The sequence below is a fragment of the Syntrophorhabdus sp. genome, assembly GCA_012719415.1.
In the GTDB taxonomy this organism is placed as follows: domain Bacteria; phylum Desulfobacterota; class Syntrophorhabdia; order Syntrophorhabdales; family Syntrophorhabdaceae; genus Delta-02.
In genome coordinates, this window is the sequence record JAAYAK010000210.1 from 48,103 (window position 1) to 66,482 (window position 18,380).

Below are 18,380 nucleotides of genomic sequence, written 5' to 3' on the forward strand. Positions count from 1 at the left end.
TTCACGTGAAAATCGCAAAACTGAGGAACCTTGGCATTTTCTACAAGATCATGGGCATTTCCGCCGTCGCCATCGTCGTCATCATCCTCTGGAACATCCTCTACCTTCTTCCTCAAATGGAGCGGATCATGCTGAAGGAGAAGCAGAACGCGGTCAAGGATGTCGTCGACGTGGCGTACAGCATGCTCAACGATTATGACAAGAGAGTAAAGATCAACGATATTGAGCTCGGCATGGCGCAGATGGCGGCCATAAAGTCGATCCAGCAGCTTCGCTATCGAGGCGAGAATTACTTCTGGATAAATGACACACAGCCGAAGATGATCGTGAACCCCGTCATGATAGACCTGGAAGGGCAGGACGTGTCGGGTTTTGAGGACCCCAGGACAAAAAAGAAGATCTTCGTCGAGATGACCGCCGTGGCAAAGCAGAAGCAGGCGGGCTTTTATGAGTATAACTGGAAGAAGGCGGGGGCGACGTCCTTTTCCACGAAGCAATCCTACATAAAGTATTTCGAACCCTGGGGATGGGTGATAGGTTCGGGCATGTATCTCGACGACGTGAATCGGGAGATCACGAAATTCCGCTGGATCATCATCGGCACCACCATTATCCTCGCCCTTCTTGTGTTCGGGCTGAGCTATCTTATCGCCAGCAGCATACGCAGGAACCTCAACAAGGCGGTTGACGCCAGCAAGTCACTGTCGGAAGGCGATCTCAGCATCGACGTCAGCACCGATGGTTCGGACGAAACGGGACAGCTCCTGCAATCGATGGAGAACATGATAAGCTCCTTCAACACGATGATCGGAAGCATCAAGTCCTCCGTCGACAACCTCGACACGTCGGTGGAAACCATAAAGAGCCTCGCGGACAAAACATCGGAGGGAACGCGGACACAGGCCGACCAGGCGAACCAGATATCGGTCTCGGCCGAGGAAATGAGCCAGACCATCGTTGATGTCGCAAACAATGCCAGCGGCGTCAAGGACGCCTCGACGAACGCGATGGAAGCCGCAATAACGGGGAAGAAGGTCACTCAGGAAGCCGTCGCCGAGGTCAACAAGGTCCAGCATTCTTCCACCGAGCTGGCAAACACCATCCAGAAGCTCAACCAGCGCGTCAGCGAGGTGGCAAAGATCATAACCATCATAGACGACATAGCCGACCAGACGAACCTCCTGGCGCTCAACGCCGCCATAGAGGCGGCGCGCGCGGGAGAGCACGGACGGGGTTTTGCCGTCGTCGCCGACGAGGTGAAAAAGCTTGCCGAAAAAACGATGAACGCGACAAAGGAGATCACGAACCATCTGACCACGGTACAAAAGGAATCGGAGGAAACGACGAGGTCGATGGAGATCACATCGGCCGAGGTCGAGAGGGTGACGCGGTTCATGCGGGAGGTCGAAGAGTCGCTGGGCAACATCGTCTCTTCATCCGAGCAGGTGCGTGACCAGATCCTGCAGATCGCCACCGCCGTCGAGCAGCAGTCGGCAAGCTCCGAGGAGATAGCGAGGAATATCACCTCCACGTCCGGCATCGCCAAGGAGATCGAGGCGGTATCTGGTCAGGTGATGTTCGAGGTGAACAAACTCGTCGAGATAACACAACTGCTCGGAAACGCTGCGGCCCAGTTCAAAACGAAAGCCTGAAAGGCGGCTTCGAGGGGGTAACAGGGTAACGGGGTGAGCCGCTGGAGGGGATACGGGCATACGGGCTTCTTTCCGTGTGCCCCTTCTTTTGCCTTACAAAAGCCCTTCCTTCCATTTTTCTATCTGCCGCCTCAAAGCCCGTCGGATATCCGCGGACGCCTCCTTCCATATCGGCCACGCCTCGACATTGGGCTCCACGCTGTTTCCCCGGATACCTGATGCGGCAAGGTCTTCGGTTATGCGGGAACCGATGGAACTGCGTATCCTTTCGAGTTCCCCGAGGCACTCCCGTTGAATGGCCAGCAAGTCTCTGCGGGCCTTCTCGTCGACCATGAAACAGATGAACGAGAACAGGGGAGCCATGCCGGCAACATCGTCCCCGGCTTCAAACTCATCGGTAAGGATGTCGAGGGCCATCTTTCGCTTCTGGATGCTGTCACATTCAAGCGCGTCAAGCTGGGCTTTTGTCTCGTCATCACCGGAAAGGCCCTCACGGTAACGCCGGTAGATCGTCATCATCCCGGCGGCAAGTTCTTTGAGGGCGAGAGACCGCTTTTCCCTGTCGTCCATGACAAGGTCCTTCGTCTTCTCCATGGCCAATTCAATGGCGCTCTTTATCTCCGCCATGATCACCCTCCCAGGTCTATCCTCGAGGCATCGGTGCCATCATAGTATTGGGGGCTGTACTCGACGACAAGGGAATCCTCGATACCTTCGAACCGGTGGCCGACACGGGTCCCGACACGGACCTTCATGCCCTTTTCAAGGAGGCAGGTCTCTTTCCCGCCGCCGTCAAGGTCGGCAAAGACGGCCTTGATAGTACCCCGAACGACATAAAAGACCTCTTCTTTGCGCTCGTGATAATGGCCGCCGCGAAACTGTCCCCTGCGCAGCTCGAAAAAAGCCAGGTGACCGATGTCTTCCCGCCAGGATATCTGCACGAACTCGCCCTTCTCGTCGACCCAGCGCTTCGCTCCGGTGAGTTCCTTATCTTCGGGGAGGTACTCGATGATCACCCTGTCCATCGTCACGCCCCGCCCGGCTGGTCCCGCAGCGGTCTCATCCCTTTTTCGAGATATTTCTTTGCTAGGTCGATATAGAGCTGCTTTCCCCTGTCCCAGAATTCCATGTCTTTCGGGGCGATCTTCCTGATCACGCGCATGGGGTTCCCGCCGACGACGACGCCCGCCGCCACCATCTGCCGCATCCTGATGACGGTCCCCTCGGCAACGATGGTGCCCTCGCCGATCTCGCTCTCTATGCTGACGACCGCTCCCATGCCGATAACGGCCGAATCACCTATCTTCGCGGCGTGTATGACGGCTCCGTGGCCGATGGTCACCCTCTCTCCGATGCGGCAGTACCTGCCGGGGGGCGCGTGGACCACGACCCCCTCTTCCACTGCCGTTCCGCTTCCCACCACGATGGAGCCATAGTCACCCCGGAGAATGGCCCCATGGCCTATGTAGCAGTTGTCACCTATCATAACATCGCCTATCACATGGGCGATGTCGCTCACATAGCTGTCCTTGCCGACCGTCGGCCTTCGTCCGTCGTATTCGTAGAGCATGTCCTGTCCTGCCTTCCCTCCATCCCAAAAAGCTCACGTGCCGTCGGGTGTCTTCTTTTCAGGTTCGCCTGCCTTCTTGTCCGGTGTATCCCCTTTCTGCTGCGTAGCGTCCTTCTGCTTGTCCGATGGTCTCGCCTTCTCGTCGTCCACCTTGAGCGCGGCCTCAATCGCGGGGAAATTCGCGCCGATCACGAGGTCCTTGCCGTTGATGATGAACATCGGGGTGCCGTTCACCCCGATCTGGCCCCCTATCTGCTTGTGGGCATTGAGCAGGTCCGTTGCCTCCTGCTTCTTGCACACCGTGTACTTCTGCGTGTCCAGCCTGCCTTTCATCGCCTCCTCGTAGGCCTTTGCCCTGTCGGAGGAGCAGAAGACGTACCTGATCTTGTTCTCGGCATCCCTGTGGGAAGGCAAGGGGAAGAAGAAAACGTACCGCGTCAGGTCCTTTCTGGATTCAAGGTATGACGCTGCACGGCGGCAGTAAGGGCAATCGGGATCGGTGAACTCTATGACCGTCTGCTTCCCGTTTCCTATCCTTATCGCCTTGTCGAGGGGGATCTTCCTGACGTTGGCCACGAGCATCTCCGACTTCCTGTCTTCCGTCAGGTTCCTGCCCCTCCCGTCGATGATCTCGCCGACGAAGAGGAGTCCCTTTTCCTCGAAGAAATAGATGATGTCCCCGCCCTTTGAAACCTCATAGAGACCCTTGACGGGTGTCGGGCGCATGGAATCGAAGGGTATCTGCGGATAGGCCTTCTTGAATGCCTCTTCGTAAGCTTCGGCACACAGGCCGGCCGTCACGAAAAGCAGGGAAAGGCCGATCCCGATCATTGCCATACACGGAAAAAAATGTTTCTTTCTCACGGTTCCTCCAAGCGGAATTGATCGTCAAATATACCATCCGCGATGGGCAATTTCCATGAATAATTCGCCCGGCGCCCATGGGGCATGACGGGTCCTATCGGTCACCCTCCAGCAACCCCACCACTCCCCGTATATCATCGAAGATGTGGTCGGCCCCGGCATTAACGAACTGCGCGCGGGATGTCCTGCCGGTGAGCACCCCCGCCGTAAGGGTCCCGAAGGCCCTGCCCGCTTCTATGTCCGTCGGATGGTCGCCAACAAGGACGGCCTCCCCGGGCGGGATCTGAAGGACCTCGAGGGCCAGGCGCACGTGCTCGGGGTTGGGTTTCACGTAGCGCGTGTCATCGCGGGTCACAACCGTGTCGACATGGCCGGCGAGATCGGGGAACACGGTCTCGATCACCTCGATGCAGGTCCGTGTGATTATTCCGACCTTCACCCCTTTCGACCTCAATCGAAGAAGTGTGCCTTTTGCGTATGGATAAAGAGACTTGCCCCGTGCGGCCTCCACTTCGAGAAGACGCAGTTCCTGAAAGGCTCTCTGCCGGAACCGGGGACCTTCTTCGGCGAGGGCGTCCGCGACGGCATGGATCATCTCGAGGATGTACTGGTCCGCCTGAGAAGCAAGGACGGACTCATCGACGTACTCCCTGGCCGTCTCCTCCACCTTCGCCCTGAGAAGGGAAAAATCAAGGGTAAGAGGGGTCAGCGTGCCGTCGAAATCGAATATCGCCGCGCGCATCATGGATCAGGAGACCCGCCTGTTCCGGGGGACAGTGATGCAACCTTCATCTGCTAGAGGTCTTTGAGACAGTCCGTCGCGGCGGCAACACCCTTCCCCACTGTGAAGGCGTAGCCAAGGTCCCTGAGTGCGAACTCGATGGCCGCGACGGCCGTTATGACATCGTACTTGTCGGCGTAGCCAAGGGTCGCCAGGCGGAATATCCGCCCCTTCAACCGGTCCTGTCCGCCGGCGCCGGTGACACCGTACTTCTTCCAGAGGGTCTTGTATATCGCCTGGCCGTCGATGCCTTCCGGTGCGCAGATGGCGGTCACCGCCGGAGAGGGATTCTTCGAGAATATCTCGAGACCGATCGCGCGAGCTCCTTCCCGGGTCGCCCTGGCGAGCATTTCGCTCCTGCGGTACACATTCTCCAGGCCTTCTTCCGTGAGGATCCTCAAGGACTCTCTCAGACCCACGATCAGTGAGATGGCGGGAGTGAAGTTTGTCTGGTTCTTTTTCAGGTTGTCCCGTTCCTTCGCCCAGTTAAAGTAGAACCTCGGCATCCGGGAGGTCTTGTTGAACTCCCAGGCCTTGTCGCTGACCCCGGCGAAGGCCAGTCCAGGCGGGAGCATAAGGGCCTTCTGGGAACCGCCGATCAGGACGTCGATACCCCACTCATCCATGGGCAGGGGGAAAACCCCCACACCGGTTATCCCGTCGACGACCATGAGCGTGCCCGGGCACTTCCTGACGATCGCGGCAACCTCCCTGACGGGAAACATGGTCCCCGTGGATGTCTCCGTGGCCTGCATGTAGACCGCCTTCGCATCGGGGTTCTCCTTGAGGGCCTTTTCCACTGCTCCCGGCTCGAGGACGTCCCCCCAGGGGAGATCGATGTTCACGCATTCCACGCCGTAAGCGCCGCAGATCTCCGTCCAGCGTTCCCCAAACTTGCCGCTGCGGACCACAACGGCCTTGTCTCCCGGCGAAAGCATATTCGTCACGGCGCCTTCCATCGCACCCGTACCCGATGAACAGAAGATGAGCACCTCGTTCCTGGTGCCGAAGAGGTGCCTCAGGTTCTCCCTGACCTCATCCACCACCACTTCGAACATGGGGTTTCGGTGGTGGACCATCGGCTCCGCCATCTTCAGGAGCACCTCCGGGGGGATCTGCGTCGGGCCCGGAGCGAGCAAGTACCGTTTAAGCATCATCAATCTCCTTAATTTTAATGCTAGTTTCTAACAAATTCGTCTCGAAACCGTCAAGCAAAATGATATTACAAAAGGTCGACCGTTTATGCTATATTTCACCTATACGATCCGTCCCGCCGTCACGGGGAACAACAGGAGGTAACGATGACCCAGGGTCCGTACAGCGATACAGTGATGGACCATTTCGAGCATCCCAGGAACATGGGCGAGATAGAGAGGGCCGACGGCATGGCGCAGGTGGGCAACCCCACATGCGGTGACGTGACGAAGATCTTTCTCAAGATAGAGAACGACCGCATTGTCGATGTCAAGTTCAAGACCTTCGGCTGCGCGGCCGCGATCGCGTCGAGCAGCATGACGACGGAGCTCATCAAGGGAAAGACGATCGATGAGGCGCTCGCGATCACGAACGAGATCGTCGCGCGGGAGCTTGGCGGGCTTCCCGAGGCCAAGCTGCACTGTTCGGTCATGGCGGAAGAGGCCCTCAGGGCCGCCATCGAAGACTACAGAAAGAAACAGGGGAAACAGGGCGATCCATGACGGAATTCCATGTCAGAACATCGAAGAGGATCGAGGCCCTGAACATAACCGACCAGGTCGTGAACGCGGCCAGGGGAAAAACCGGAAGGGTCCTTCACGTCTATACTCCCCACACAACGTGCGCCGTTACGATAAATGAGGATGCCGATCCCGATGTCATGCGCGACGTTATCGAGGCACTGGACAGGATGGCACCCGCCGCGCATCCCTACCGGCACAGGGAAGGAAACTCCGATGCCCACATCAAGGCCGTTCTCGTTGGGGCATCGGTGAGCATTCCGCTTTCCGGGGAGATGCCCGCCCTGGGGACGTGGCAGGGGATCTTTCTCATGGAATTCGATGGACCGCGGGAGCGGAGGGTCCAGGTCACGGTGGCTTGAGAAGGCACGGCGATCGCCGGAAGAACGATAGATGGAGAAAACAATGACAAGACTGAGAACGATGTGCGCGATAACACTGTGTCTCGTCCTCTTCGGGGCCCTGGCAACGGGGGCCTTCGCGAAGAATGAAAAGGTCTCGACACCCAAGGAGTACGGGGCATACATCAAGACAAGCAAAGGGCTCGTCAGGCTCTTGCCCAACATCGTCTTCGATGAGAATGGGGTCATTTTCGTGGAGTCCAACAATCCCGCCCATTTCTTCCTCAAGGATTTCCAGTATTTCGTCCTCTATGGCAAGTACGAGATGAGCGTGCTCACCGTGAACCCCATGGGGTTCTATCAACCGTCGGCGCTCGGCAAACCGCGTTTCGCCTTCGGCAAGGACATCGAGATCGACGTCAGGCCCCAGGGCAAGGACATGTACATCATCAAACCGAAGGGACTGCTCGGCAGGGGATACTACAGCATCTGGATCAACGATACGGCATGGGATTTCATGCTGGATTAAAACCGGCTTGAATGGCTTGAACCGCCTGAGCCGCTTGACAGCCTGTTGACAAGGTCATTTCTGAAGGTGGTTCGTGCTCGTTCGTCATTCCGGCGAAGGCCGGAATGACGTCGAAAATGAGTTCAGCTGTTGAGCGTTTAGAGACAAAAAAAGACCCCTGTGGTGCTCGGTCACACAGGGGTCATTCTTTTTCCAGCGTTCAAGCGGCTTAAGCCATTCAAGCGGTTCAAGCCGGTTTTTTTGGAGGCGGCATCCGGATTTGAACCGGAGAATAACGGTTTTGCAGACCGTCGCCTTACCACTTGGCTATGCCGCCATTGAACTCAAGGACCAGGCGAGCCGCGTCGGCAACTCGTGAGGCGTATGCGGTTTTTTGGAGCGGGCGTCTTCACCCGCTTCGGTTTTTTGGAGCGGGCGTCTTCACCCGCTTCGGTTTTTTGGAGCGGGAAACGGGATTTGAACCCGCGACTTCAACCTTGGCAAGGTTGCACTCTACCGCTGAGTTATTCCCGCGCGTGTTGTTTCTTATAATACAAACCCCTCCCCGATGTCAAGACGGAAAAGGTGGGGGGTATCCCCAGGGCACAACGCAAAAAAACCGGAGGAGACCCGGATAATCTCCCCCGGCATCCAGCAGGCAAGCCAGCTACCCTGCATCTTCATTCACAGTCGAAGGGCTTTCCTCCCCCCCTGTCGCCCCGGCCCCTTTCAGCGGGCCTTTTCCACTTGTTCGACAGGTGTATGATATGATGTCTCCTGTCATTTTTCTGTAAAATGGGCTACATTCGTGCTAGTTTTTATGGGATGAAGACAAGGAAAGCCCAAGACGAAGCATCCCTGCCCTATTTTTCCGATTCACCGTATGTCACCGACAATGTCGGCAAGTTCACGGATGAACTGGATACCCTCCTCGCCATCGGGCGCCTCAAACACTACAACCCCGGGCAGATCATATACCTGCAGGGTGAGGAGAGCACGAACTTCTACTTCGTCAGGGAGGGCAAGGTAAGGGTCAGCATCTTCAAGGAGAATGGTTCGGAGAAGATACTCGCGATACAGGAGGACAACACCTTCTTCGGGGAAAGTGCCGCCTTCGACCGTTACCCCTATTTCGCCACGGCCACGGCCATGGAGGAATCGAGCATCTACGCCTTCGATATCGAAGAGACCGAAGCCCTTCTCAGGGTACACCCCGAGGTCTCGCTCCTTATCATCACCTCCATCATCAGGAAGCTCAGGCTTCTCGGTCTGCAGGTGGAGGGCCTTTCATTTCTCGACGCTCAGAAGCGGGTGGCCAGCATTCTCCTGAAGCTCATGCACGAGGTCGGCGAGCCCACGGCCAACGGCATCCTGATAAAGAAGCGGATCACCCACGAAGACCTCGCCAACATCACGGGGCTCTCAAGGGTAACGGTAACGAATGTCCTCAATTACCTGGACAGACTGAAACTCATCACGAAAGGACGCCTGAAGTACACGATCATCGATCGCGCCAGGCTCGAGTCCTTTGTTCGGTCGAAATGAACAGGGTGCCTCTCATATTTCGGGGTGTGCTATGCTCGCTTGCCCTGACGGCCGCCTGTCTCCTTCCTCCCGTGCCGGCGCACTGTACACGCCTGAAAACCGTCACCTTTGCAGCGACGAACACGGTGTGGGTCAGACAGTTCCAGCTCTTCACCGACGCGGTACATCGCGACAGCAGGGGAGAGACCCGTTTTCAGTTCGTGGGGGGGCCTGAGGCGATCCCGCCCTTTGAACAGATCGAGGCGATAAAGAAGGGCGTTGTGGACATCACCCTTCTACCCGCGGCCTATTTCGTGGCCCAGATGCCCGAAGCCGATGCCATGAAGCTTTCTCCCCATTCTCCCATGGAAGAACGAAAAAGAGGGATCTTCGCGTTCTACAGGGAACTGATGGAAAAACGTCTCGACGTCATCTATCTCGGGAAGATAACGGGGGGGATCAGGTATCATCTCTACCTGAGGAAACCTTTGAAAGGACCCGACCTCAGAGGTCTCAAGATCAGGGTAACCCCGATCTATGAGCCCTTCGTCAGGGCCCTTGGCGGGGTTGGGGTAACGACGGCCCCCGGGGAGGTTTACGTCGCTCTCGAAAGGGCCATTGTGGACGGTTTCGGCTGGCCGTCCATCGGTGTTCACGAGATGGGGTGGGAAGAGGTGGTCCGCTATGTTATCGACCCCGGCTTTTACCAGACCGACGTCTGCGTGCTCATGAACGGGAAGACATGGAATGGTCTTTCCGCCAGCGAAAAGAAGCTCATCGCCGGAGCCGTCGAGAAAGCGGAGCGGGAATCCTGTGACCTTTCCAGGAAACTGGCCCGCCAGGAAAGGCAGCTTCTGCTTTCCCGGGGGATACAGGTAATCGAGCTCAAGGACGGGGAAAGAGAACTCTACCTCGACACGGCCTACCGGGCAGGCTGGGAAAAGGTCATCGCAAAGAGTCCCGTCATCGGGGGACATCTCAAAAAGCTGATGGGGCGGTGATATGAGGCGTTTCCTTTCCGGGACCCTCAATGCCACGGCCGTATTCTCAGCCGCCTGCATCGCGTTCATTGCCCTTTCTATATCCTGCGAGGTCATAGCCAGGTATTTCCTGCACCGGCCCCTGCGGTGGACCGTAGAAATCTCGGAATACCTGCAGATCTACTTCGCTTTTCTCAGCGCCGCCTGGGTCCTGAGAAAAAAGGGGCACGTCAATCTGGATATCGTGGTGGGCCGACTCGGCCCCCGGAGCAGGAGGGCCCTCAGGGTCGCGACGGACATACTTGGCACCCTTGTGGCGGCAACGTTGTCCCTCTTCGCGGCAATCGTCGCATGGGAACAGTTCCTTCTCGGGACGCCCGTGATCAAGTCGCTGGAAGTGCCGAAGTGGATCGTCATTGCACCCATATCCGTCGGCATGTTCCTTGTCGCGGTCGAATCCTTCGTCGGGCTCGTCCACGACCTGCGAGGCAAAGACTGACGTGGAATGGTGGGCCATACTCCTCATTCTCTTCGGCGGCTTCATCGGCCTTCTGCTGACGGGTCTCCCCGTCGCCTTCGCCTTCTTTCTCATCAATATCGCCGGTGCCTGTTTCTTCATGGGGGGGACGGAGGGCGTCAAGCAACTCATCCTTAACATGTACAGTTCCCTCGCCAACTTCACCCTTACCCCCATACCCCTTTTTATCTTCATGGGAGAGGTGCTTTTCAGGTGCGGCATCGCGCGCGACGTTCTCAATACATTTGACAAATTTTTCGGCAGGATCCCCGGCAGACTCGGCATACTGGCCGTCGCCGCTTCCACGTTCTTCTCCGGTCTCACGGGTTCCGCCATCAGCAACACGGCCCTTCTGGGCTCGTCACTCATGCCGGAGATGCGCCAGAGGGGCTATGGCAAGCCGCTCATGATCGGCCCCATAATCGGAACGGGGGGGCTTGCCATGATGATCCCGCCAAGCGCGCTTGCCGTCGTGCTCGGTTCCGTGGCCCAGATATCCATATCGGGAATACTGATAGGGGGCATATTCCCGGGACTCATCATGGCATTTCTCTACGCGGCCTATATCATAGGCAGGACATTTCTCCAACCTTCCATAGCGCCGGATTACGAGGTCCCAAGATCGGACCCCGTGAGCATCGTGAAGGAAATCCTCCTGTACGTCATGCCCCTGACGAGCGTCATCGCCCTCGTTCTGGGCCCCATATACATGGGGATCGCCACGCCCACCGAGGCCGCCTCCCTGGGTTGCGTGGGGGCCCTGACGCTTTCCGTTGCATACAGGAAGCTGACCTTCTCCATACTCTCTGAAACCCTGGCAGCGACACTGAGAACAAGCTCCATGATCTTCCTCATAATAGCCGGTTCCGTGGGGTACAGCCAGATCATCTCTTTCAGCGGTGCCGGAGCGGGCCTCATCTCCGCCGTCGTCTCCCTCAACCTGCCCGACGCCCTTCTCATCACGATCATGCTGTCCATGCTGCTCCTCCTCGGCTGTTTCATGGACCAGATAGCGATGATGATGGTAACGGTCCCACTCTTCATACCCATCGTCTACCAGGCGAACATCGATCCCCTCTGGTTCGGGATCATGATGCTCATCGCCCTCGATATCGGTTTCACCTCTCCGCCCTTCGGTCTTCTGCTTTTCGTGATGAAAGGGATAACTTCGGACGATGTCAGCATGATGGACATTTACAGCGCGGCCATTCCCTTCATCGCCTGCAATCTCTTCACCCTCGCCCTCATCCTCGCTTTTCCCCAGATAGTGATGGTCTTTTTGAAATAGGGAGAGAAGAATAACCAAACCTCCATTCACCAAAGAATGACCAATAGCCACAATGACACAGGCGGTCCGTTCTGCCCTGACCTTTGTTCAATTGGTTATTGGTGAATTGGTCATTATCTTTTTCATCGGTCATTGGGATTTGGTCATTGGTCATTTTTGTTTCCCTGGATCGCTCCGGAGGGTCAGCATGACCGTTGCCGCGGGCCTATTCCGGACAGATGCGGGTCATTCCTTCTCTCGATCTGCTTATCGGTCAACCTCTTCCAGAAGCCTCATCACCGCCTGGTTCCATCCCTCCGGTCCTTCTCCTCTGGCCCGTTCGAAACCCTCCGCCGCGAGGACGTTGTCGTAGCCGCCGCCGTGTCTTTCGACAATGACCGGATGGTCGACAGACCGGAGCATCGGCAGGTCGTTGGGGCTGTCCCCCAGGGCCATCGTCATGACCTCACCATATTCTCCGCGGAACATCCCGGTGAGGATGGAAACAGCCTTTCCCTTGTCGCTTTCACCCAGGATATGATAGAAGGATCCCCGCGTGACCCTGAAGCCCTTCCTTTCTATGGAGGCTGTCAGTTTTTCCGCCGTCACCGGTCCACCGCCAAGGAGAAAAGGCTCGTCGAATTCCCGCTTTCCCGCCATGACCGCCTCGTCAAGGGGCAAACCCGTTGCGGCGGCGACCTCTTCGGCGGTCATGTCCCCGAAACCGCGGACGTCGAATCCTTCCTCGCGGAGCTCCCCGAGGGCCCTGCGCAGGTCCCGGTACCTCGCGCCGAGGCGAAGGACGAGGTACGGCCCCTCATTGTCCTGTTCGGGCGTGACCGGGGATACCATGTCCGCCCGGAAATACCCGCGGGGCACAAAGACCGCGCCTCCGTTCTCGGAGATGAAAGGGTCGCCATTGTCCAGCTTTGCGCGGTAGTGCCCTATCTCGGCCCGCGTCTTGCTGGAACAGATCACCACGGGGATATTCCGCACCCTGAGCATTTCGAGCGCGGGCAGGGCCGCGTCGAAGGAATAGGTCCGCGCGTGGAGGAGGGTTCCGTCAAGGTCCGTGAAAACCACTATCCTTTTCACCGGTTCACCATTTTTCCGGCATCGCAGCCTGAGGGCGTCCGGCACACGGAAACCTGCAGTCTTTCTTTGTAACGTGATATCATAATTATGATATGCTACCATAAGGTAGTTTCAAAATAGTGTAAAATAGTTGACAGATTTTAGTCTGCTTCTCGGATAGAGTGCTAGACTACATTCCAGGAGGTGAGCATGGCTGATTTTTACCAGACAGGCGTAGTCCCCACACTGCACAGACTCGGAAAGGACAATCTGGAGGAGATAGAATCACGGCTCACGCGATACGCGCAGGACAGGCCGATCGCGCTCGTCCTCCCCTCGCTCTACAGTGAACTCGCCGGCGCAGCTCTTTCCCGGATCGTTGAAGAACTGAAACAGGTGCGGTATGTCAAGGAAATCGTCGTGACCCTGGGTCCCGCATCGGAGAGCGAGTTCCAGAACGCCCGGCGTTTCTTCTCCGCCCTCCCCCAGAAAGTGTGCGTCATATGGAACAACGGCAGGAGAATGAAGAAACTGTACCGGGCGATCGAGGGGGAAGACCTCCCCACCGGCCTCGAGGGCAAGGGCCGTTCCGTGTGGATGGCCTACGGGTACGTTCTGGCGCGGAGGGAATTCAACGCCATCGCCCTCCACGATTGCGACATCCTCACCTATTCGCGCGACATGCTCGCGAGGCTCTGCTACCCGGTCACGAACCCCAGCCTCGATTATGATTTCTGCAAGGGCTTTTACACCAGGGTCACGGACAAGATGCACGGCAGGGTTACCCGGCTCCTCGTGACACCCCTCATACGGGCCCTTGTCAAGATCATCGGATTTCACCCCCTCCTTGTCTTCTTCGACAGTTTCCGCTATATCCTGGCCGGCGAGTTCTCCATGGATGTGAACCTCGCCCGCATCAACAAGATCCCCGGCGACTGGGGCCTTGAGGTGGGAACGCTGGCCGAGGTCTACAAGAACACCTCCATTAACCGCGTCTGCCAGGTCGATATCGCCGAGAACTACGAACACAAGCACCAGGAGCTTTCCCCCGAAGATGCCTCGAAAGGCCTCAACAAGATGTGTGTGGACATCTGCAAGTCCATATTTCGGACACTCGCCTCGGAGGGGATAGTCTTTTCCGACGGCTTCTTCAAAACCCTCTTCGCCACATACGCCCGTACCGCGCAGGACCACCTGAAGCGGTACGAGGATGACGCCTCCATCAACGGCCTGCGTTTCGACCGTCACGAAGAGAGCCTCTCGGTAGAGACCTTCACCAAGGGCATCAAGACGGCCGCTGAGGTGATCACGAAAGACCCCTTAGGCGTTCCGCTCATCTCGAGCTGGGACAGGGTGACGGCGGCGTTGCCCGACATACTCGACAGGATACGGGAGTCGGTAGATGAGGATAACAGGTAGCGAAGAACACGCGGCCGGCCCTTATGAAGGCCGGCGGGAGGAAAGATGCGCTTTCTCATACTGATCGCCTGCATTGTCATCGTTGTGGCCGTTTTCTCCAGCCAGAACTCACAGCCCGTCTCCCTCTCCTTCTTCGCCTGGACCTTTCAGGCATCGCTGGCCATCGTGGTCTTTCTCTCGGTCATATGCGGCCTGATTGTTGGTGTCCTGGCATCCTTCCTCCTGCGCAGGACAAAGAAACGGAAGACGGTGACCGGGAAAGAACCGGGAACGATTCCCGGGTCTCCGGGCACGACAGGGTCATGATCCCGGGTCTCCGGGACGGTTTTGAAGGACCGTCCGCACAGGTGAGGTAAAGCCTATGGCAGAACACGAAGAACTGGAACGTCCTTTCGACTTCAGGCAGTGCGTGAGCATCATAAGGTCGACGGGGGAAAAAGCGGGAGACCTGAAGGAATTGCGGGAGATAATCGCCAGGGTTAGCGATGATTCCATATTCCATCACACCTACCAGTATTTCCTGAAGGAGCACATCCTGGAGTACACGAACGACTTCGCGCAATGGGCCGGAGAAAGCCTGGAGGAGAGGGCGCTGGCCGAGCAGCTGTCGAACATCGACCCCTATTCCTTCGAGTCCATCGCGGACCTTCGCGGGTCCCTCACCGGGGTGATCGATTCCTACCTCGAAAGGTTCCCGGAACCGCGCTACGCCCTTCCGGGAGACGAGTTCTTCTTCAACGAGACGGTCACCTTCGTCTTTCCTGTCGGGGTCTACGCGAAGAACCTGGCGGAGTTCTTTCTTGCCATGAGATTCGTGGACAGCGGCTGTATCTACTACCATTTTTACGAGGCACGTATGCGCATCCCCGGCGGTACGGACGACTTCTCCCGCTGGGTCGATGAGGCCCTCGGCAAGAGGGAACTGGCGGAAAGGATCCGGGCCATCGACCCCTTCATGCACAGCACGGAGGAGATACGAACGCATATCTCCGATATCATCATGGAAGAAGTGAGCCGGGACATGGAAAAGGTGGAGGTGCATCCGTGATAGAATCCTACACCGGTATCGCGCCAAGGGGCGATCTCCTGCTTCTTCGGAAGCTGGCGGACAATCTCGCGGGAAAGACCTTTCTCCATGTCAACTCCACCCGTGAGGGAGGAGGGGTAGCGGAGATCCTCCAGAGAATGATCCCCATCATGTCAAGTCTCGGGATCAACGCCCGCTGGGAAATCATAACGGGCGACGAAAGATTCTTCGACACGACGAAGAAGGTGCACAACGCCCTTCAGGGATACACGGAATTCATCGATGACCGGATGTGGGAACACCATCTCGAGATCAACGAAAAGAACGCCGCCGGTATGGACCTCGATGCCGACGCGGTTCTGATACACGACCCTCAGCCTATTCCCCTTGTCACCTTCCGGAAGGAAGGCGTCTGGATCTGGCGATGCCACATAGATGTCTCCAATCCCCAGAGGGATGTGTTCAACAGGATAGGGAGTTACGCCACGAGGTTCGATGCGGCGATCTATTCAGTCGCCCGTTTCGCGGGCGCCCTCGGCATCAACGAGTTCATCATACCTCCGTCGATCGATCCCCTGTCCGAGAAGAACAGGCAACTCAGCGATGAAGAGATCAACGATACGGCGCAGAGGCTCGGCATCCCCCGGGACCGGCCTGTCATCCTGCAGGTATCCCGCTTCGACAGGTTCAAGGACCCAACCGGTGTTATCATGGCCTACCGCATGGTCAAGAAATATAACGACTGTGTCCTGGTGCTGGCCGGCAGCCCCGCGACGGATGACCCCGAAGGCGCCGAGGTACTGGAAGAGGTCCGGCAGTTCGCCTCAGACGATCCCGACATCCACATCCTCCTCCTTCCCCCCTTCAGCGATAAGGACATCAACGCCCTGCAAACCATGGCCAGCGTCATCCTGCAGAAATCGCTCAAGGAGGGTTTCGGCCTCACGGTCGCGGAAGGCATGTGGAAAGGCAAACCCGTCATCGGAGGCGCGGCGGGGGGCATACCCCTCCAGATAGTCCACGGTGTGACGGGCTTCCTCGTCCACTCCATCGAGGGATGCGCCTTCAGGATGCGTCAGCTTCTCAACAATACGGAGATGGCCGCCGGTATGGGTGAGCGGGCCCGCGAGTTCGTCCGTCAGAATTTCCTCATAACGAGACAGGTGCGGGACTACCTGGCGGTGTGGTACACGCTCCTCACGAAGAAGAAAAGCCTCGTGGAGTTGTAGAAGGCAGACCGCGGGCCGCACGTCACGGTCCTCTGCTATACTGGTGAAAGATGAGAACACTCAACAGGACATGCGCCCCGGCGCGTCTCGGAGCCATGCCGTCCGCGGACGGATCGACATCCTTCCGGGTGTGGGCACCCCTTGCGCGAACGGTGTCGGTGGACATGATCGAGGGCCCCGGCGTGAGACGGGAACCCCTCGCGCCCGCCGGGGGAGATTATTTCGAAGGAAAGGTGCGCGGAGCCGGCTGCGGTGATCTTTACCGGTTTGTCATCGACGGCGGTCCTGCGTTTCCCGATCCCGCATCCCGGTCGCAACCGGAGGGGGTCCACGGTCCTTCGCAGATCGTCGACCATGCTTCGTTTCGATGGAGCGACGGTGGATGGCAGGGCCGCGGTCTGGAAGAATACATCATATACGAGCTCCACGTGGGTACCTTTACGGAAGAGGGGACCTTCGAGGCCATCGTTCCCTGTCTCGACTATTTCAGGGACCTCGGTGTCAACGCCATCGAGCTCATGCCCGTCAGCCAGTTCCCTGGCAGCCGGAACTGGGGATACGACGGCACTTACCCCTTCGCCCCCCACAATACGTACGGAGGGCCCCGTGGGCTCAAGACCCTGGTGAACGCCTGTCACGAACAGGACCTGGCCGTCATTCTCGATGTCGTCTACAACCATATCGGTCCCGAAGGCAATTACCTGGCAAACTTCGGACCCTATTTTACGGACCGCTATCGGACCCCGTGGGGCGATGCCCTCAATTTTGACGGTCCCTTCAGCGATGAGGTGCGCACGTATTTCATCAGGAACGCCCTCGACTGGTTCGTCGACTACCACATAGACGCCCTCAGACTGGATGCCATTCACGGAATATTCGACTTCAGCGCCCGGACCTTTCTTGAGGAACTCTCCGGGACCGTGGCCTCGGCACTCTCCGGCGATCCTCCCGCCTATCTCATCGCCGAGAGCGACCTCAATGATATAAGGGTCATAACACCCCGGGAGAGTGGCGGCATCGGCCTTGACGCCCAGTGGAATGACGATTTCCACCACGCTCTCCACACCCTTCTGACGGGGGAGAAACAGGGCTATTACGAGGATTTCGGCGATATCGGGGACCTGGCGAAGTCCTTCGCCGAGGGGTACGTCTACACGGGCGAGTTCTCCTCATACCGTGGGAGGAGACATGGAAGCCCGTCGAAACACAGGCCGGCCGCACAATTCGTCGTGTTCTCACAGAACCACGACCAGGCGGGCAACAGGCCCGGCGGGGACCGCCTCGCCTCCCTGGTGGGTCACGACAGGCTTAAGGTCGCCGCCACGGCGGTCCTCATGTCACCCTTCATCCCTCTTCTGTTCATGGGCGAAGAGTACGGCGAGACCACCCCGTTCCTGTATTTCGTGAGCCACAGCGACGAAAGGCTCATCGAGGCCGTAAGGACAGGCAGATCGCGCGAGTTCGCCTGGTTCCCGTCCGGCAAAGAGATACCGGATCCACAAGGGGAGGAAACATTCCTCCTGTCAAGGGTCCACAGGGAGTCTCGCCTCGAAAAGGCCCGTCACGCGCTTTATGGGTTCTACCGGCATCTGATAACGCTCAGGCGTTCGCTCACGCCCTGGCGGATGACAGAGGGCCGGCCCCTGGTCAAATGCTGGCCCGACAGGAGATCCCTTTCCGTCATGGTCCCCCTTTCAGGGAGCGATGTCGCTCTCTTCTTCAACTTCAGCGAGAAGGGCGTATCCATTGAATCGCCGCTCCATGAAGGCTCGTGGGCCGTGATCGCCGACACCCTTTCGCCCCGCTGGGGCGGAAGTGGCGAGAAAGCGCCGGACCGCATGACCGGGGAACACGGGGCAGTCCTTTCGCTGGGCCCGCTCAACGCCGTCGTTTACAGGAGAGAAGAATGATG

General features: G+C 57.8%; 20 protein-coding genes and 2 tRNA genes. 13 read left to right on the forward strand and 9 right to left on the reverse strand.

Annotated features, from left to right (window positions below):
- Positions 1 to 5 precede the first annotated feature (5 nt).
- A complete protein-coding gene (locus GXX82_12485) occupies positions 6 to 1,652 on the forward strand; it encodes a methyl-accepting chemotaxis protein (GenBank protein NLT23856.1) in 1,647 nt (548 codons plus the stop codon).
- Positions 1,653 to 1,745: 93 nt separating this feature from the next.
- Here GXX82_12485 and GXX82_12490 read toward each other — a convergent pair whose 3' ends face one another.
- From GXX82_12490 to GXX82_12515, 6 genes are all read right to left on the reverse strand, one after another.
- Positions 1,746 to 2,279, reverse strand: coding sequence for a hypothetical protein (locus tag GXX82_12490; GenBank protein NLT23857.1), 534 nt, complete (start codon positions 2,277 to 2,279; stop codon positions 1,746 to 1,748).
- A gap of 2 nt (positions 2,280 to 2,281) precedes the next feature.
- Positions 2,282 to 2,677 (reverse strand): hypothetical protein, encoded by a 396-nt coding sequence (locus GXX82_12495; protein NLT23858.1) that lies wholly within the window; start codon positions 2,675 to 2,677, stop codon positions 2,282 to 2,284.
- A 2-nt stretch (positions 2,678 to 2,679) separates the two neighbouring features.
- A complete protein-coding gene (locus GXX82_12500) occupies positions 2,680 to 3,222 on the reverse strand; it encodes a gamma carbonic anhydrase family protein (GenBank protein ID NLT23859.1) in 543 nt (180 codons plus the stop codon).
- 33 nt (positions 3,223 to 3,255) lie between these two features.
- Entirely contained in the window at positions 3,256 to 4,086 is an 831-nt protein-coding gene (locus tag GXX82_12505) for a DsbC family protein (protein NLT23860.1), read from the reverse strand.
- 94 nt (positions 4,087 to 4,180) lie between these two features.
- Positions 4,181 to 4,831, reverse strand: coding sequence for an HAD family hydrolase (locus GXX82_12510; GenBank protein ID NLT23861.1), 651 nt, complete (start codon positions 4,829 to 4,831; stop codon positions 4,181 to 4,183).
- Between the two features lie 50 nt (positions 4,832 to 4,881).
- Complete coding sequence (locus GXX82_12515) at positions 4,882 to 6,021, reverse strand: alanine--glyoxylate aminotransferase family protein (GenBank protein NLT23862.1); 1,140 nt, start codon at positions 6,019 to 6,021, stop codon at positions 4,882 to 4,884.
- A 147-nt stretch (positions 6,022 to 6,168) separates the two neighbouring features.
- Here GXX82_12515 and nifU point away from each other — a divergent pair, with 147 nt between their 5' ends.
- Genes nifU through GXX82_12530 form a run of 3 tightly spaced genes read left to right on the forward strand, consistent with a single transcriptional unit; the run spans position 6,169 to position 7,452 of the window.
- Positions 6,169 to 6,564, forward strand: a complete 396-nt coding sequence (nifU, locus tag GXX82_12520) for a Fe-S cluster assembly scaffold protein NifU (GenBank protein ID NLT23863.1) — start codon at positions 6,169 to 6,171, stop codon at positions 6,562 to 6,564.
- Complete coding sequence (locus GXX82_12525) at positions 6,561 to 6,944, forward strand: YjbQ family protein (GenBank protein ID NLT23864.1); 384 nt, start codon at positions 6,561 to 6,563, stop codon at positions 6,942 to 6,944. Before nifU ends, GXX82_12525 begins: the two co-directional genes overlap by 4 nt.
- A gap of 43 nt (positions 6,945 to 6,987) precedes the next feature.
- Positions 6,988 to 7,452, forward strand: a complete 465-nt coding sequence (locus GXX82_12530) for a hypothetical protein (GenBank protein ID NLT23865.1) — start codon at positions 6,988 to 6,990, stop codon at positions 7,450 to 7,452.
- A gap of 241 nt (positions 7,453 to 7,693) precedes the next feature.
- Here the strand turns inward: GXX82_12530 and GXX82_12535 are convergent.
- Together GXX82_12535 and GXX82_12540 are read right to left on the reverse strand one after the other, a co-directional pair.
- Positions 7,694 to 7,768 (reverse strand) — tRNA-Cys (locus GXX82_12535).
- Between the two features lie 122 nt (positions 7,769 to 7,890).
- Positions 7,891 to 7,965, reverse strand: a tRNA-Gly gene (locus tag GXX82_12540).
- A gap of 291 nt (positions 7,966 to 8,256) precedes the next feature.
- Here GXX82_12540 and GXX82_12545 point away from each other — a divergent pair.
- The 4 genes from GXX82_12545 to GXX82_12560 are packed head-to-tail and all read left to right on the forward strand — an operon-like array spanning position 8,257 to position 11,740.
- Positions 8,257 to 8,976 carry a Crp/Fnr family transcriptional regulator gene (locus GXX82_12545; protein NLT23866.1) on the forward strand — a complete coding sequence of 240 codons (720 nt, stop codon included), beginning with the start codon at positions 8,257 to 8,259 and terminating at the stop codon, positions 8,974 to 8,976.
- Entirely contained in the window at positions 8,973 to 9,956 is a 984-nt protein-coding gene (gene dctP / locus GXX82_12550; protein NLT23867.1) for a TRAP transporter substrate-binding protein DctP, read from the forward strand. Before GXX82_12545 ends, dctP begins: the two co-directional genes overlap by 4 nt.
- A gap of 1 nt (position 9,957) precedes the next feature.
- A complete protein-coding gene (locus GXX82_12555; protein NLT23868.1) occupies positions 9,958 to 10,434 on the forward strand; it encodes a TRAP transporter small permease in 477 nt (158 codons plus the stop codon).
- A 1-nt stretch (position 10,435) separates the two neighbouring features.
- Positions 10,436 to 11,740 carry a TRAP transporter large permease subunit gene (locus GXX82_12560; protein NLT23869.1) on the forward strand — a complete coding sequence of 435 codons (1,305 nt, stop codon included), beginning with the start codon at positions 10,436 to 10,438 and terminating at the stop codon, positions 11,738 to 11,740.
- Between the two features lie 246 nt (positions 11,741 to 11,986).
- Here GXX82_12560 and GXX82_12565 read toward each other — a convergent pair whose 3' ends face one another.
- Entirely contained in the window at positions 11,987 to 12,916 is a 930-nt protein-coding gene (locus GXX82_12565) for an HAD-IIB family hydrolase (protein ID NLT23870.1), read from the reverse strand.
- A gap of 87 nt (positions 12,917 to 13,003) precedes the next feature.
- Here GXX82_12565 and GXX82_12570 point away from each other — a divergent pair, with 87 nt between their 5' ends.
- The 5 genes from GXX82_12570 to treZ are packed head-to-tail and all read left to right on the forward strand — an operon-like array spanning position 13,004 to position 18,378.
- A complete protein-coding gene (locus GXX82_12570; protein NLT23871.1) occupies positions 13,004 to 14,212 on the forward strand; it encodes a glycosyl transferase in 1,209 nt (402 codons plus the stop codon).
- Between the two features lie 45 nt (positions 14,213 to 14,257).
- On the forward strand, positions 14,258 to 14,518 hold the full coding sequence (locus GXX82_12575; GenBank protein NLT23872.1) for a LapA family protein: 261 nt from the start codon (positions 14,258 to 14,260) through the stop codon (positions 14,516 to 14,518).
- Between the two features lie 55 nt (positions 14,519 to 14,573).
- Positions 14,574 to 15,260 carry a hypothetical protein gene (locus GXX82_12580; protein NLT23873.1) on the forward strand — a complete coding sequence of 229 codons (687 nt, stop codon included), beginning with the start codon at positions 14,574 to 14,576 and terminating at the stop codon, positions 15,258 to 15,260.
- Positions 15,257 to 16,468 (forward strand): glycosyltransferase, encoded by a 1,212-nt coding sequence (locus GXX82_12585; GenBank protein ID NLT23874.1) that lies wholly within the window; start codon positions 15,257 to 15,259, stop codon positions 16,466 to 16,468. Before GXX82_12580 ends, GXX82_12585 begins: the two co-directional genes overlap by 4 nt.
- Positions 16,469 to 16,518: 50 nt before the next feature.
- Complete coding sequence (treZ, locus tag GXX82_12590; GenBank protein NLT23875.1) at positions 16,519 to 18,378, forward strand: malto-oligosyltrehalose trehalohydrolase; 1,860 nt, start codon at positions 16,519 to 16,521, stop codon at positions 18,376 to 18,378.
- Positions 18,379 to 18,380: the final 2 nt, after the last annotated feature.

What these genes read in the sequence shown, in the direction of transcription:
- GXX82_12490 (NLT23857.1), bottom strand. Translation starts at nt 2,279, where the DNA reads ATGGCGGAGATAAAGAGCGCCATTGAATTGGCCATGGAGAAGACGAAG.
- GXX82_12495 (NLT23858.1), bottom strand. Translation starts at nt 2,677, where the DNA reads ATGGACAGGGTGATCATCGAGTACCTCCCCGAAGATAAGGAACTCACC.
- GXX82_12500 (NLT23859.1), bottom strand. Translation starts at nt 3,222, where the DNA reads ATGCTCTACGAATACGACGGACGAAGGCCGACGGTCGGCAAGGACAGC.
- GXX82_12510 (NLT23861.1), bottom strand. Translation starts at nt 4,831, where the DNA reads ATGATGCGCGCGGCGATATTCGATTTCGACGGCACGCTGACCCCTCTT.
- GXX82_12515 (NLT23862.1), bottom strand. Translation starts at nt 6,021, where the DNA reads ATGCTTAAACGGTACTTGCTCGCTCCGGGCCCGACGCAGATCCCCCCG.
- nifU (NLT23863.1), top strand. Translation starts at nt 6,169, where the DNA reads ATGACCCAGGGTCCGTACAGCGATACAGTGATGGACCATTTCGAGCAT.
- GXX82_12525 (NLT23864.1), top strand. Translation starts at nt 6,561, where the DNA reads ATGACGGAATTCCATGTCAGAACATCGAAGAGGATCGAGGCCCTGAAC.
- GXX82_12530 (NLT23865.1), top strand. Translation starts at nt 6,988, where the DNA reads ATGACAAGACTGAGAACGATGTGCGCGATAACACTGTGTCTCGTCCTC.
- GXX82_12545 (NLT23866.1), top strand. Translation starts at nt 8,257, where the DNA reads ATGAAGACAAGGAAAGCCCAAGACGAAGCATCCCTGCCCTATTTTTCC.
- dctP (NLT23867.1), top strand. Translation starts at nt 8,973, where the DNA reads ATGAACAGGGTGCCTCTCATATTTCGGGGTGTGCTATGCTCGCTTGCC.
- GXX82_12555 (NLT23868.1), top strand. Translation starts at nt 9,958, where the DNA reads ATGAGGCGTTTCCTTTCCGGGACCCTCAATGCCACGGCCGTATTCTCA.
- GXX82_12565 (NLT23870.1), bottom strand. Translation starts at nt 12,916, where the DNA reads ATGGTAGCATATCATAATTATGATATCACGTTACAAAGAAAGACTGCA.
- GXX82_12570 (NLT23871.1), top strand. Translation starts at nt 13,004, where the DNA reads ATGGCTGATTTTTACCAGACAGGCGTAGTCCCCACACTGCACAGACTC.
- GXX82_12575 (NLT23872.1), top strand. Translation starts at nt 14,258, where the DNA reads ATGCGCTTTCTCATACTGATCGCCTGCATTGTCATCGTTGTGGCCGTT.
- GXX82_12580 (NLT23873.1), top strand. Translation starts at nt 14,574, where the DNA reads ATGGCAGAACACGAAGAACTGGAACGTCCTTTCGACTTCAGGCAGTGC.
- treZ (NLT23875.1), top strand. Translation starts at nt 16,519, where the DNA reads ATGAGAACACTCAACAGGACATGCGCCCCGGCGCGTCTCGGAGCCATG.